A 12,980-nucleotide genomic window follows, 5' to 3' on the forward strand; every position below is an offset into this window, starting at 1 on the left:
GGAGAATTCATGAGCACCGCTGCGACCACTTCCCTCGACGGCTACGAAGTCTGGTTCCTGACCGGCAGCCAGCACCTCTACGGCGAGGAGGTCCTCAAGCAGGTGGCGGCCCAGTCGCAGGAGATCGCCAACCAGCTCAATGCCTCCTCCGCGGTGCCCGTGCGCATCGTGTGGAAGCCGGTCCTGACCGATTCCGATGCCATCCGCCGCACCGCACTGGAGGCTAACTCGGATGACTCGGTCATCGGCGTGACGGCCTGGATGCACACCTTCAGCCCGGCCAAGATGTGGATCCAGGGCCTGGACCTGCTGCGGAAGCCCCTGCTGCACCTGCACACCCAAGCCAACCGGGACCTGCCCTGGGCGGACATCGACTTCGACTTCATGAACCTGAACCAGGCCGCCCACGGCGACCGCGAGTTCGGCTACATCCAGTCCCGCCTGGGCATCGCCCGGAAGACCGTCGTCGGCCACGTCTCCAACCCCGAAGTGGCCCGCCAGGTGGGATCGTGGCAGCGTGCTGCCGCGGGCTGGGCAGCCGTCCGCACCCTGAGGCTCACCCGCTTTGGCGACAACATGCGCAACGTCGCCGTCACTGAAGGCGACAAGACCGAGGCCGAGCTGCGCTTCGGCGTCGCGGTCAACACCTGGTCCGTCAACGAGCTCGCCGACGCCGTCCGTGGCGCTGCAGAGTCCGACGTCGACGCCCTGGTGGCCGAGTACGAGGACCTTTACGACGTCGTGCCGGAGCTCCGCGCAGGCGCGGCCCGGCACGACTCGCTGCGCTACGGCGCCCGGATCGAACTGGGCCTGCGGTCCTTCCTTGAAGGCAACGGCTCCGCGGCGTTCACCACGTCCTTCGAGGACCTCGGCGCCCTCCGCCAGCTGCCCGGACTCGCCGTGCAGCGGCTCATGGCCGCCGGTTACGGGTTCGGCGCCGAAGGCGACTGGAAGACCGCCATCCTGGTCCGGGCCGCCAAGGTGATGGGCGCCGGCCTGCCCGGCGGCGCCTCCCTCATGGAGGACTACACCTACCACCTGGAACCCGGGTCCGAAAAGATCCTCGGCGCCCACATGCTCGAAGTCTGCCCTTCCCTGACGGCAGCAAAGCCGCGGCTGGAAATCCACCCGCTGGGCATCGGCGGCAAGGAAGACCCCGTCCGGCTGGTGTTCGACGCCGACGCGTCCCCGGGCGTCGTCGTCGCCCTGTCCGACATGCGGGACCGGTTCCGCCTGGTGGCCAACGCCGTCAACGTGGTCCCGCTCGACCAGCCGCTGCCCAACCTCCCCGTGGCCCGCGCACTCTGGGAGCCCCAGCCGGACTTCGCCACCTCGGCCGCGGCGTGGCTCACCGCCGGGGCAGCCCACCACACCGTGCTCTCCACCCAGGTGGGCATGGACGTCTTCGAGGACTTCGCCGAAATAGCCAAGACCGAACTGCTCACCATCGACCAGGACACCACTATCCGCCAGTTCAAAAAGGACCTGAACTGGAACGCCGCCTACTACAAACTCGCCGGCGGGATCTGATCAGGTGGCAAAGGTCCCGGCGGCGGCCAGGGACGGGAACCCCGTGACGGCCAGCGTCCCGCCGCGGCTGCCCAGGCTTGAGGACGTGGCGGAACGTGCCGGGGTATCGCACCAGACCGTTTCACGGGTGGTCAACAACCACCCCAACGTAAGTCCCGGCACCCGGCGGAAGGTGGAAGCGGCGATTGCCGACCTCGGCTACCGCCGCAACTCTGCCGCCCGGAGCCTGGTCACCCGGCGCTCGCAGATCATCGGCGTCCTGGGCAGCGAGCTTTCGCAATACGGCCCGGCCAACACCCTGCTGGGCGTGGAACGGGCTGCGCGGGATGCGGGCTACTTCGTCAGCGTCGCGGCGCTGCGCGAGGTCACCCGGGACGCGATCCTGGACGCCGTCCGGCACTTCCTGGACCAGTCGGTGGACGGGATCGTGGTAATCGTTCCGCACCTGGAAACGCTGGCTGCCTTGGCGGAACTGCCGATCGGAGTGCCGGTGGTGGCCGTGGGACCGGAGGGGAACGACAGCGTGGGCGGCGTCAAGGTGGACCAGCGGCGCGGCGCCGAACTGGCGGTGGAACATCTCATCAGCCAGGGGCACGTACGGATTGGACACGTTGCGGGTCCGCAGGACTGGATCGACGCCGTAGCCCGCGCCGAGGGTTGGCGGCATGCCCTGGAATCCGCCGGGCTCGAGGCGGACCTGATCACCGAGGGTGACTGGAGCGCGAACAGCGGCTACGGGATCGGCCGGCGGCTGGCTGCCGGCCGCCGGGCCACGGCCCTTTTCGTCGGCAACGACCAGATGGCCCTTGGCGTCCTGCGTGCCCTGAACGAGGCGGGCGTCAGGGTGCCGCAGGACCTCTCGGTGGTGGGTTTCGACGACCAGCCGGAGGCGGGCTACTTCAGTCCGCCATTGACGGTGGTCCGGCAGGACTTTGAAGAACTGGGCCGGCGGTGCATGGACATGATGCTCACCGCGTTCGACGGTCGGGACGGGCCGCGGACCCTGGTGGTGGAGCCCGAGCTCATCGTGCGCAGCAGTACGGCGCCGCCTGTCCCGTGACGTGGCGGGCGCCGAATTAATCAGCGGGAGACCCGCGCGAAACGTGGCCACAACAATAACTGCGTAGTTTTCAGGCATGACCGCTACCTTGCTCACACGGCTCCGCAACTGGCTGCTGGATTCCGTCACGTTCGACTCCGCATCGAGTGCCGCCGGCGCCATGGCCGATGCCACCCGGTGGGGATGGCTGCCGGCATTGAGCGGGGTGTCCATCGGGGCGGCCCACGCCAGGGCCGGGCATGCGGGAACGGTGCCCGAAACCGGTGGAATGTCTGGTTGAGCACACTATTGCGCCGGTAGCGGGATCATGCCCTAAACTGCTTCACTGAGGTGCCTGAAATGGCGCTGCGCAGCAACGAAAGTGAACATGCTATGGCTACCGATTACGATGCTCCACGCAAGCAGGAAGAAGAGTCGCCGGCCGACTCCCTCGAGGCCCTTCAGGCATCACGGAGCGGCAACGCGCAGACCGCGGTTATCGATGTCGACGAGAACGACACCGCTGAAGGTATCGACCTGCCCGGCGCCGATCTGTCCAATGAGGAACTGACGGTCATCGTGGTTCCCGAGCAGTCTGACGAGTTCACCTGCTCATCGTGCTTCCTGGTCCGCCACCGGTCGCAGGTCGCCCGTGAAAAGGATGGCCTGAAGTACTGCCGCGAGTGCGAAGGCTAGAGTTTTCCTGTCTTTCCCGGCGCCGGCCACCTCCCTGAGGTGGCCGGCGCTGCTTTGTCCCCGCACGCCGTCGTTATCAAAATGGACCTCGTTTCAGCCCGCCAACCCTCCTACGCTGGAAGCATCCAACAGCCCTTATTTTGGATGGCACCACAATGAAAAAGTTCTCCATCTGGCTCGCGGCCATCCTGCTGGCTGTCGGGCTGGGAATCGTTGCGGAGGGCCCCGCCGCCGCGGCGCCCTACTGCGGACTCACCTGGGGTTCGCTGATGAAGTCGGGCGGCGACATGGGCCGCGTGCCCGTGACGAACGTCCGGACCGGCCAGCACTATTGCTTTGACCGGCTGGTGGTTGACCTGGGCGGCGTGCCGGCTCCCGGCTACACCGTGCGCTACGTCCCGCAAATTATCCAGGACGGCTCGGGCGCAATCGTGCCCACCCGGGGCGGCGCCCGGTTGCAGGTGGTCGTCAAAGCGCCGGCCTACGACGACAACGGCCAGCCCACCTACACCCCCGCCGACAAGGCCGGGCTTTCCAACGTTTCGGGATACCAGACCTTCCGCCAGGTTGTCTGGGCCGGAAGCTTCGAGGGCCAGACCACCATCGGCCTGGGCGTCCGTGCCCGCCTCCCGTTCCGGGTGTTCACCCTTGACGGTCCGGGCGCCGGTTCGCGCCTGGTCATCGACGTGGCGCACTACTGGTGACCAGCCGTCGTCGTCACACCAAAAAAGGTGCCGGGCCCCGGTGGGGCGCGGCACCTTTTGGGTTGGAAGTTATTCCGGAACCACCAGTGCGGGGGTGTCCTGCTTGAGGGTTTCGCCGCGGAAGAAGCCCGGGTGCGTACGGGACATGACCAGCATGACGACGGCGCCCAGGGCCAGGATGCCGACGCCCAGGATGAATACCAGGCCTATGCCAAACACCTCTGAACCGCTGCCAAACTCAGGTGCCAGGCTGTCCATGGCGGTCTGGACGAAGACGACGAACAGCCCCACGCCGCCCACCACCGGGCACACCAGGCGGAACATGAAGTGCCGCACGCTGTTGAACAGGCTGTGGCGGAAGTACCACGTGCAGGCCAGGGCGGTGAGGCCGTAGTAGAAGCAGATCATCAGGCCCAGGGCCAGGATGGTGTCGTTCAGGACGTTCTCGCTGACCACATGCATGACGGCGTAGAACCCCGCAGACATGACGCCGGCGGCGATGGTGGCAAAGCCCGGTGTGGAGAACTTCCTGCTGATGCGGCTGAAGGGTTCGGGCAGCGCGCCGTAGTGGGCCATGGCCAGCAGGCTGCGCGAGGGCGACATGAAGGTCGACTGCAGGGACGCGGCGGAGCTGGAAAGCACGGCGAGGGACATCAGGATGGCAAACGGTCCCATGATGGGGGAGGCCAGCGCCGTGAAGATGTTCTCGTGGTTCTCGGCGTTGTTCAGCCCGTTCCCGGTGTCGCCGACGCCGGCGAACATCATGGTGGCGATGCTGACCAGCAGGTAGATGGCCAGGACGATGACGGCGGTCAGGGTGCCTGCCACACCGGCGGTCTTCTTGCCGTTGGCCGTTTCCTCGTTGACCGTCAGGCAGACGTCCCAGCCCCAGTACACGAAGATCGAGAGGGAGATGCCGGCCGCGATCTGTCCGAACGTCTCGATCTTGGTGACGTCGAACCAGTCCCAGCTGAACGGGATGGCCGTTTCCGAGGTGGACCAGTTGGCGAAGGCCATGGCCACGAACAGGCCCAGCACCAGCAGCTGGAAGCCAACCAGGCTGTACTGCACCAGCTTGGTGGTGTGCAGGCCGCGGTAGCTCACCCAGACGGCCAGCGCCACGAAAACAAAGCAGGTGATGACGTTCAACGCCTTATTGTCCGCGAGGTCCGCCAGTTCGGGGGAGCCGGTGAGCTGGGAGAGGAAGAGGTAGAAGAAGTCGACAGCGACGCCGGCCAGGTTGGACAGCACGATGATGTTGGCGGCCAGCAGGCCCCACCCGCCCATCCAGCCCACCCACGGGCCAAAGGCCTTGGTCACCCAGGTGAAGGTGGTGCCGCTGTCCGGGGAGTCGGCGTTGAGTTCCCGGTAGGCGAGCGACACCAGGATCATGGGAATGAACCCGATGAGGAAGATGACGGGCAGCTGGAGGCCGGCTTCATTGACGGTGGGACCAAGTGCGCTGGTGAGGGTATAGGCGGGGGCGATGGTGGAGATGCCCAGGACGACGACGGCCAGGAGCCCGAGCTGGCCGCCCTTGAGTCCCTTGGCGCTGACGCCGTCCGCTGAGGGGGCGTGCGCGTGCGGGCCGGGTTTGGCAGTACTGGTGCGGATTGTCTCTGTCATGGCACCACTTTCTGGAAGGCTGTGAGACGGAAGTCACTATATGAATGGCGTTCATTTAGTATGGGGGCAGCCCGGCTGTGATGCAAGACGCAATATGAATAACATTCGTTTATGACCGGTTTTCGAAATTAGTAAGCTCACTGAGAAATTGCCTTTTGCCCTGCCGCCGCGCCGTTCGCGGCTGGTAGCGTCTGCCGTACTGGACCAATAGAGGAGGATGCATGAAAGCTTCACCGACACTGACCAATAACCTGCAGGCCGTCCTGGCGGACCTGATCGAGCTTCACGTTCAGGGCAAGCAGGCGCACTGGAACATCGTGGGCACCAACTTCCGCGACCTCCACCTGCAGCTTGACGAGATCGTGGACGCTGCCCGCCAGTTCGCCGACGACACCGCCGAGCGCATGCGCGCCCTGCACGCGCTTCCCGACGGCCGCAGCTCCACCGTGGCCAAGACCACCAGCCTGGCCCAGTTCCCGGAAGGGCTGATCAGCACCGCGGACGCCATCGAGCGGATCGTAGCCGCCATGGAAGCGGCCGTGGGAACCATGCGCAAAGTCCACGATGAGGTGGATGAGGAAGACCCCACCTCGGCGGACCTCCTGCACGAGTTCATCGCCCGGCTGGAGCAGTTTGCCTGGATGGTGCAGGCGGAAAACATGAAGCCCACTGCCAAGGTCACCGCGGCCGACTCCAAGTAGCGGACGGTCCACACGGGCGTCCGGCGCCGAGGGATCCCGCGGTGCCGGACGCCTGCCTGCTGTCCGGGCAATACTGCGGATGTTCCGCTAAACCGCTTTGGGCACTTTGCGGAGGATGACGCCGGCGAGCACTGCCGCCGTCGCCATGAGCACCAGCCCGATTGCCGCCGTGACGTGCACTCCGGAATCGAAGGCGGCCGCCGCGGCGTCCTTGAGGGCTCCGGCGAGCGGCGCCGGCAGCAGGTTGGCTGCGTCCACCGCGCCGGCCAGCGTTTCGCTGGCGTTGTGCAGCGAATTGCCGGGCAGCATTTCCTTCAGCCCTGCCGGCAACCGCAGGTGCTGCTGGTAGGACGCCGTCAGGATGGAGCCCAGTACCGCAGTCCCCAGCAGCGAGCCCACCTCGTAGCCCGTCTCGGAAATCGCCGCCGCAGCGCCTGATTTCGCCGGCGGGGCCGAGTCGAGGATGAGGTCGTTCGAGATGGTTTCCGCCGTGCCCACGCCCAGCGCCAGGACCAGCAGTGCGGCCAGCAGCATCGCGGATCCGCCGCCATGGCTTCCGAAGGCCACCATGCTGTAGCCAATGGCGCTGAAGGACAGCCCCGCGGCCACGACAAACCCCGGGCGGACCTTGCGGACCAGCGGCACCACCACCAGGCCTGCCACCACCGTGGCCGCCAGCGCGGGGAGCATTGCGACGCCTGCCGCGGACGGGGTCATGCCTCCGATGAGCTGGAGGTGCTGGGCAAGGAAAAGGATGAAGCCGTTGAAGGAAAACAGGGCCAGGATATTGGCGCTGATGGCCATGCTGAATACCTTGTTCCGGAACAGGGACATGTCCAGCAGCGGGTGCTCCAGCCGGTGCTGGCGCCGCACGAACACAACGCCCATGGCCAGGCCGAAGGCAATGCTGCCCAGCCCGGCAGCGCCCGGACCCTCGGTGGCCACTGTTTTGATGCCGTAGACCACGGGCACCATGACCAGCATGGAGAGCGCGATGCTGGCGACATCCACCCTGCCCGGCGCGGGGTCCTTCGATTCCGGGATGAGGGCCGGACCCAGCGCCAGCAGGGGGAGCATGAGCGGCACCGATACCAGGAAGACGGCGCCCCACCAGAAGTGCTCCACCAGCCATCCGCCCAGTATCGGCCCCAGGGCGGCGCCGCCGGAAAAGCCCGCGGCCCAGATGGCCACGGCCAGTCGCCGGCGGTTGGGCTCCGGGAAAATGTTGCGGATCAGCGACAACGTGGACGGCATCAGCATGGCGCCGAAGAACCCCAGCGCGGCCCGGCCGGCGATCAGCCACTCAGGCGTGGGCGCAAAGGCCGTGGCGGCGGACAGTCCGGCGAAGCCCAGGCTGCCGATGACCAGCAGGCGCCGCCGCCCGATCCGGTCGCCGAGGCTGCCCATCGACACCAACAGGCCGGCCAGGACCAGCGGATAGGCGTCAACGATCCACAGCAGTTGCACGCCGCCGGGTTCCAGGGCCTGGGAGATGGCGGGAAGTGCGAAGGTCAGTGCCGTGTTGTCCACCGCCACCAGCAGGACGGGAAACATCAGCAGGCCGAGCGCAAGCCAGTCGCGCCATGGGCGGCGTGTGGGGGTGCCGTCCCCGTGGACTGCTGTGGGGCTGATGGAGGTCGTCATTCCATAACTGTACCGTCTGGACGGTATAGTTTGAAACTGGCATATTCCCGATTCGGACCCGCCTGAGGGCATGATGGGAGGCATGCCCCGAAAGCCTGTCGCCCGTGATGCGGTCCTCGACGCCTTCGAGTCCCTGCTGATCGACGTGGGGGAGCGCGCCGCCACCCTTGACGCCGTGGCCCGCAAGGCCGGCGTGTCCAAGGGCGGCCTGCTCTACCACTTTCCCAACAAGGAAGCATTGATTGCCGTGCTGCTGGACCGGTTGGAGGGCCTGGCCCGGGCAGACGCCGACGCGATGGCTTCGGCCGATGAAGGGGCTGCGGCCTACTTCATCCGTTCTTCGGTGTGGGCAGACACTCCGCTGGACCGTGTCATCGTGGCGGCCACCCGCCTGGCGGAGGTGGCGCATGAAGAGACGCGGCGCCGGTTCGCCGCCATCCAGCGACGGTGGCTGGATGAGATTGCGGCGGATGTTGGACCCGGCCTGGCCAAGGCTGTCCTGTACATGGGGGACGGGCTGTACTTCAACGCCATGCTGTCCGTGGGGCCTGCCCCGGAGGCGGGCGCCGGTTCCGATGTGGAGGAGCTCCTGGCCGCCCTGGAGCGGCTCCGCAGGTAGCCCCGACCATTTGCCCGGAGGGGTTGGGGCGTAGGACAATGGAGAGTTGTGAGGGCTGTCATCGGCCGTCATGATCGCAACAAATGAATAGCCTTTGATCTGCGGCGGGAGAGTCCTGCCCGAAGCACAGGCAGGCGCCGTAGGAGCAAATCCTCCCCGGGAATCTCACAGGCCCCTGTACCGCCGCGGCGAGGCACCTCTGGAAAGCAGCAGGCAGCTTCCGTTCCCCTGTGAAGGGGCCGGCATGACTGTTGTGCTCACCGACGGTGCAAGCGGTTCCTGCCCAGGCAGGCAACGCGGAAACTCTCAGGTCCAATACAGAGCGGGGAGGGACCCGGATAGCTGTGGCGTACCCTGCGCCGCCTGAACAAAATGGAGTTCCTTCGTGTCGGTTACCCCAGCCCCCACCACTTTCGTCGACCGCCACATTGGTGCACGCCGCCAGGATGACATCGACACCATGCTCAAGGCCGTTGGCTACGGCACGGTCGACGCACTGGTCGATACCGCCGTCCCCAAGGTCATCCGCCAGGAAACCGCACTCCGCCTGCAGGACGCACTCAGTGAAGTTGAGGTGCTTGCAGAACTCCGCCGGCTCGCCGCCAAGAACAAAACGGCCGTGCAGCTGATCGGCCAGGGCTACTACGACACCGTCACGCCTGCAGTGATCCGCCGGAACGTGCTGGAAGCCCCGGCCTGGTACACCGCCTACACGCCGTACCAGCCCGAGATTTCCCAGGGCCGGCTCGAGGCGCTGCTGAACTTCCAGACCATGGTCCAGGACCTGGTGGGCCTGCCCATCGCCAACGCGTCCCTGCTCGATGAAGCCACCGCCGTGGCCGAGGCCGTGCTGCTGATGCGCCGCTCCAACAAGGCCAAGCCTGCAGCGGACGGCAAGACTGTCCTGGACATCGACGTGCTGCCGCAGACCATCGCCATCGTCAAGGGCCGCGCCGAGGCGCTCGGCTTCGAGGTTGAGGTCGCCGACCTGTCCAACGGCCTGCCCGACGGCGACATCAACGGGATCGTGCTCCAGCAGCCCGGCGCCTCCGGCCGGGTCTGGGACCAGTCCGCCACTATTGCGGCGGCGAAGGAACGCGGCGCGCTGGTCACCGTGGCCGCTGACCTGCTGGCCCTGACCCTGATCACCCCTCCGGGCGAGCAGGGCGCCGACATCGCCGTCGGCTCCACCCAGCGCTTCGGGGTCCCGTTGTTCTTCGGTGGCCCGCACGCCGCCTACATGGCTGTCCGCAAGGGCCTGGAGCGGTCGCTGCCCGGCCGCCTGGTGGGGGTGTCCAAGGACGACGCAGGGGTGCCCGCGTACCGCCTGGCGCTGCAGACCCGCGAGCAGCACATCCGCCGCGAAAAGGCCACATCCAACATCTGCACCGCGCAGGCCCTGCTGGCCATCGTCTCCTCGATGTACGCCGTCTACCACGGCCCCGACGGGCTGAAGGCGATCGCGGAAACGACGCACGGCCACGCCCGGGTGCTGGCGGCCTCGCTGGCAGCTGCCGGTGTGGAGGTGCTGCACACGAGCTTCTTCGACACCCTTACCGTCCGCGTCCCCGGACGCGCTGCCGCGCTTGTCGCCGATGCCGAAGCGCGCGGCATCAACCTGCGTTCCATCGACGCCGATACCGTGGGCATCTCGCTCGACGAAACCACGACGGCGGCCATCGTCGCCGACGTCGCGGACGTCTTTGGGGCCTCCGTTGCCGCGGCTGAAGGCTTCGGACTGGAGGCCGCCGTCGGACGTTCCTCCGACTACCTGCAGCACCCGGTGTTCAACACGCACCGGTCTGAAACCCAGCTGCTGCGCTACATCCGGAAGCTGTCGGACCGGGACCTGGCGCTGGACCGCACCATGATCCCGCTGGGCTCGTGCACCATGAAGCTGAATGCCACCGCCGAGATGGAAGCCATCTCCTGGCCGGAGTTCGCCTCCATCCACCCCTTCGCCCCGGACTCCCAGACCGAAGGCTGGCGTGAACTGATTGCCGACCTGGAGGCGGACCTGACCGCGATCACCGGGTACGACCAGGTGTCCATCCAGCCCAATGCCGGATCCCAGGGCGAGCTCGCCGGCCTGCTGGCCATCCGCGGCTACCACCACTCCCGCGGGGAAGAGCAGCGCAACGTCTGCCTCATTCCCGCCTCCGCCCACGGCACCAACGCCGCCTCGGCAGTCCTGGCCGGCATGAAGGTCGTCGTCGTCGCCACCGCAGCGGACGGCACCATCAACCACGATGACCTGACGGCCAAGATCGAGGCCCACAAGGATGTCCTGTCCTGCATCATGATCACGTACCCGTCCACCCACGGCGTCTACGACGGGGACGTCCGTGAGGTCTGCGACGCCGTGCACGCGGCCGGCGGCCAGGTCTACATCGACGGCGCCAACCTGAACGCCCTGGTGGGCCTGGCCCAGCCCGGCAAGTTCGGCGGCGACGTCTCCCACCTGAACCTGCACAAGACCTTCTGCATCCCCCACGGCGGCGGCGGACCCGGCGTCGGACCCGTGGCAGCCAAGGCCCACCTGGCACCGTTCATGCCCGGCGACGCCAACAAGGCAGCGCATGAGGAAGGCCACGGGGTCGCGATCTCGGCTTCCCGCTTCGGTTCGGCCGGCGTCCTGCCGATCTCCTGGGCGTACGTGAAGCTCATGGGCGGCGAAGGCCTGACCGAGGCCACCAAGTCCGCGCTGCTCGCAGCCAATTACGTCGCTGCCCGGCTGAACGAGTATTTCCCAGTGCTCTACACCGGCGAAGGCGGCCTGGTGGCGCACGAATGCATCCTGGACCTGCGCGAACTGACCGCCAAGACCGGTGTCACGGCCGAGGACGTGGCCAAGCGCCTCATCGACTTCGGCTTCCACGCCCCCACCCTGGCATTCCCGGTGGCAGGAACCCTGATGGTGGAGCCCACCGAGTCCGAGGACCTGGCCGAGATCGACCGCTTCATCGAGGCCATGATCACCATCCGCAAGGAAATCGACCAGGTGGCCAACGGCGACTTCGCCGTGGCGGACTCACCCCTGCGCCGCGCACCCCACACGGCAGCCGCCGTCGTCAGCTCCGACTGGGACCGTGCCTACCCGCGCGAGCAGGCCGCGTTCCCTGCCCACCACAAGCAGGACAAGTACTTCCCGCCGGTGGGCCGGATCGACGGCGCCGCCGGAGACCGGAACCTCATCTGCTCCTGCCCGCCGCTCGAAGAGTTCGAAAACTAAAGGACCGGCACCGTGACCGAGAAATACACCGCCCTGTACGACGAACATAAAAAGCTGGGCGCCTCCTTCACCGACTTCGGCGGCTGGCAGATGCCATTGAAGTACAGCTCCGAACTGGCTGAACACCACGCCGTCCGCAACACCGCCGGCCTGTTCGACCTCTCCCACATGGGCGAAGTGTGGGTCACCGGACCGCAGGCTGCCGCTTTCCTCGACTACGCCCTGGCGGGCAAGATCTCCGCCATGGCCGTGGGCAAGGCCAAGTACTCGCTGATCTGCAACGCCGACGGCGGCATCATCGACGACCTCATCACCTACCGCCGTCCCGCTGCTGAAGACGGAACAGATGTCTTCCTGGTGGTGCCCAATGCGGGCAACGCCGCGGTGGTGGCGGCGGCCCTGCACGAACGGGCCGCAGGGTTCGACGTGCTGGTGGAGGACGCCTCGGCCCGGACATCGCTGATCGCAGTGCAGGGCCCCAGGGCCCAGGAACTCCTGCTTCGCCTGGTCCCGGCCGCACAGCACTCGCTGGTGACGGAGCTGAAGTACTACGCCGCCGTGGAGGTTCCGTTCCTGGTGGGCGGGGCCGGCAAGGAACTCCTGCTCGCGCGCACCGGGTACACCGGTGAGGACGGGTTCGAGATCTTCGTGGCCAACGATGACGCCCCGGCCCTATGGCAGGCACTGGTCGCCATCGCCGACGACGGGGAACTGACCCCCTCCGGCCTTGCCTCCCGCGACTCTCTCCGCCTGGAAGCGGGAATGCCGCTGTACGGGAACGAACTGTCGCTGCAGGGCGACCCGTTCGCTGCCGGGCTTGGCCCCGTCGTCGCACTCTCCAAGGAAGGCGACTTCGTTGGCAAGGCCGCGCTGGCAGCAAAGAAGGAAGCCGGCGCAGGCAGCACCTCCGGCCGCCGCCTCGTGGGGCTCAAAGGCAAGGGCCGCCGCGCCGGCCGGGCGCACTACCCCGTACTCAAGGACGGGGACACGGTCGGTGAAGTCACCTCCGGCCAGCCCTCACCCACCCTCGGCTACCCGATCGCCATGGCCTACGTCGACGTCGAACACTCGGCACCCGGCACAGCCCTGGACATCGATCTCCGCGGCAAGGCAGTACCCTTCGAAGTGGTCGACCTCCCGTTCTACCGCCGCGCCAAGTAGCTTTTGGTGCCCCTCCGTGGTCACCTTG

11 protein-coding genes and 1 riboswitch are annotated in these 12,980 nt (G+C 67.0%); of the genes, 9 read left to right on the forward strand and 2 right to left on the reverse strand.

The window, feature by feature from the left end; translation table 11 throughout:
• Nucleotides 1-9 precede the first annotated feature (9 nt).
• The 5 genes from araA (at nucleotide 10) to ACZ9J7_RS11120 (ending at nucleotide 3,969) form a co-directional block, all read left to right on the forward strand.
• Nucleotides 10-1,530, forward strand: a complete 1,521-nt coding sequence (gene araA, locus ACZ9J7_RS11100) for an L-arabinose isomerase (RefSeq protein ID WP_476209361.1) — start codon at nucleotides 10-12, stop codon at nucleotides 1,528-1,530.
• Nucleotides 1,531-1,597: 67 nt separating this feature from the next.
• Complete coding sequence (locus ACZ9J7_RS11105) at nucleotides 1,598-2,590, forward strand: LacI family DNA-binding transcriptional regulator (RefSeq protein WP_476211839.1); 993 nt, start codon at nucleotides 1,598-1,600, stop codon at nucleotides 2,588-2,590.
• 76 nt (nucleotides 2,591-2,666) lie between these two features.
• The gene (locus tag ACZ9J7_RS11110) at nucleotides 2,667-2,870 is read left to right on the forward strand and encodes a hypothetical protein (protein ID WP_476209363.1); all 204 of its coding nucleotides are present in this window, start codon (nucleotides 2,667-2,669) and stop codon (nucleotides 2,868-2,870) included.
• A 92-nt stretch (nucleotides 2,871-2,962) separates the two neighbouring features.
• The gene (locus ACZ9J7_RS11115; RefSeq protein WP_387566998.1) at nucleotides 2,963-3,265 is read left to right on the forward strand and encodes a DUF4193 domain-containing protein; all 303 of its coding nucleotides are present in this window, start codon (nucleotides 2,963-2,965) and stop codon (nucleotides 3,263-3,265) included.
• A 155-nt stretch (nucleotides 3,266-3,420) separates the two neighbouring features.
• The gene (locus ACZ9J7_RS11120; RefSeq protein WP_476209366.1) at nucleotides 3,421-3,969 is read left to right on the forward strand and encodes an AMIN-like domain-containing (lipo)protein; all 549 of its coding nucleotides are present in this window, start codon (nucleotides 3,421-3,423) and stop codon (nucleotides 3,967-3,969) included.
• 69 nt (nucleotides 3,970-4,038) lie between these two features.
• On the opposite strand, the gene ACZ9J7_RS11125 is transcribed toward ACZ9J7_RS11120, so the two are convergent.
• On the reverse strand, nucleotides 4,039-5,595 hold the full coding sequence (locus ACZ9J7_RS11125) for an APC family permease (RefSeq protein ID WP_476209367.1): 1,557 nt from the start codon (nucleotides 5,593-5,595) through the stop codon (nucleotides 4,039-4,041).
• 221 nt (nucleotides 5,596-5,816) lie between these two features.
• On the opposite strand from ACZ9J7_RS11125, the gene ACZ9J7_RS11130 reads away from it, so the two are divergent.
• Complete coding sequence (locus tag ACZ9J7_RS11130; protein WP_476209369.1) at nucleotides 5,817-6,296, forward strand: Dps family protein; 480 nt, start codon at nucleotides 5,817-5,819, stop codon at nucleotides 6,294-6,296.
• A gap of 87 nt (nucleotides 6,297-6,383) precedes the next feature.
• Here the strand turns inward: ACZ9J7_RS11130 and ACZ9J7_RS11135 are convergent, their stop codons facing one another.
• A complete protein-coding gene (locus ACZ9J7_RS11135; protein ID WP_476209371.1) occupies nucleotides 6,384-7,940 on the reverse strand; it encodes an MFS transporter in 1,557 nt (518 codons plus the stop codon).
• Nucleotides 7,941-8,022: 82 nt separating this feature from the next.
• Between ACZ9J7_RS11135 and ACZ9J7_RS11140 the strand changes: the two genes are divergently transcribed.
• The 3 genes from ACZ9J7_RS11140 to gcvT all read left to right on the forward strand — a co-directional run bounded on the left by ACZ9J7_RS11140 (nucleotide 8,023) and on the right by gcvT (nucleotide 12,952).
• Nucleotides 8,023-8,559: a TetR/AcrR family transcriptional regulator gene (locus ACZ9J7_RS11140; RefSeq protein ID WP_476209373.1), complete on the forward strand. Its 537-nt coding sequence runs from the start codon at nucleotides 8,023-8,025 to the stop codon at nucleotides 8,557-8,559.
• A gap of 95 nt (nucleotides 8,560-8,654) precedes the next feature.
• A riboswitch (glycine riboswitch) is annotated at nucleotides 8,655-8,752 on the forward strand.
• A 192-nt stretch (nucleotides 8,753-8,944) separates the two neighbouring features.
• Complete coding sequence (gcvP, locus tag ACZ9J7_RS11145) at nucleotides 8,945-11,791, forward strand: aminomethyl-transferring glycine dehydrogenase (RefSeq protein ID WP_476209374.1); 2,847 nt, start codon at nucleotides 8,945-8,947, stop codon at nucleotides 11,789-11,791.
• A 12-nt stretch (nucleotides 11,792-11,803) separates the two neighbouring features.
• A complete protein-coding gene (gene gcvT / locus ACZ9J7_RS11150) occupies nucleotides 11,804-12,952 on the forward strand; it encodes a glycine cleavage system aminomethyltransferase GcvT (RefSeq protein ID WP_476209376.1) in 1,149 nt (382 codons plus the stop codon).
• Nucleotides 12,953-12,980 lie beyond the last annotated feature (28 nt).

Source organism: Pseudarthrobacter sp. TE9888, from assembly GCF_056279345.1.

Bases quoted from the DNA above. Each gene is read 5' to 3' on its own strand.
- ACZ9J7_RS11110 (WP_476209363.1), top strand. From the start codon at position 2,667: ATGACCGCTACCTTGCTCACACGGCTCCGCAACTGGCTGCTGGATTCC.
- ACZ9J7_RS11135 (WP_476209371.1), bottom strand. From the start codon at position 7,940: ATGACGACCTCCATCAGCCCCACAGCAGTCCACGGGGACGGCACCCCC.
- ACZ9J7_RS11130 (WP_476209369.1), top strand. From the start codon at position 5,817: ATGAAAGCTTCACCGACACTGACCAATAACCTGCAGGCCGTCCTGGCG.
- ACZ9J7_RS11120 (WP_476209366.1), top strand. From the start codon at position 3,421: ATGAAAAAGTTCTCCATCTGGCTCGCGGCCATCCTGCTGGCTGTCGGG.
- ACZ9J7_RS11115 (WP_387566998.1), top strand. From the start codon at position 2,963: ATGGCTACCGATTACGATGCTCCACGCAAGCAGGAAGAAGAGTCGCCG.
- araA (WP_476209361.1), top strand. From the start codon at position 10: ATGAGCACCGCTGCGACCACTTCCCTCGACGGCTACGAAGTCTGGTTC.
- ACZ9J7_RS11140 (WP_476209373.1), top strand. From the start codon at position 8,023: ATGCCCCGAAAGCCTGTCGCCCGTGATGCGGTCCTCGACGCCTTCGAG.
- ACZ9J7_RS11125 (WP_476209367.1), bottom strand. From the start codon at position 5,595: ATGACAGAGACAATCCGCACCAGTACTGCCAAACCCGGCCCGCACGCG.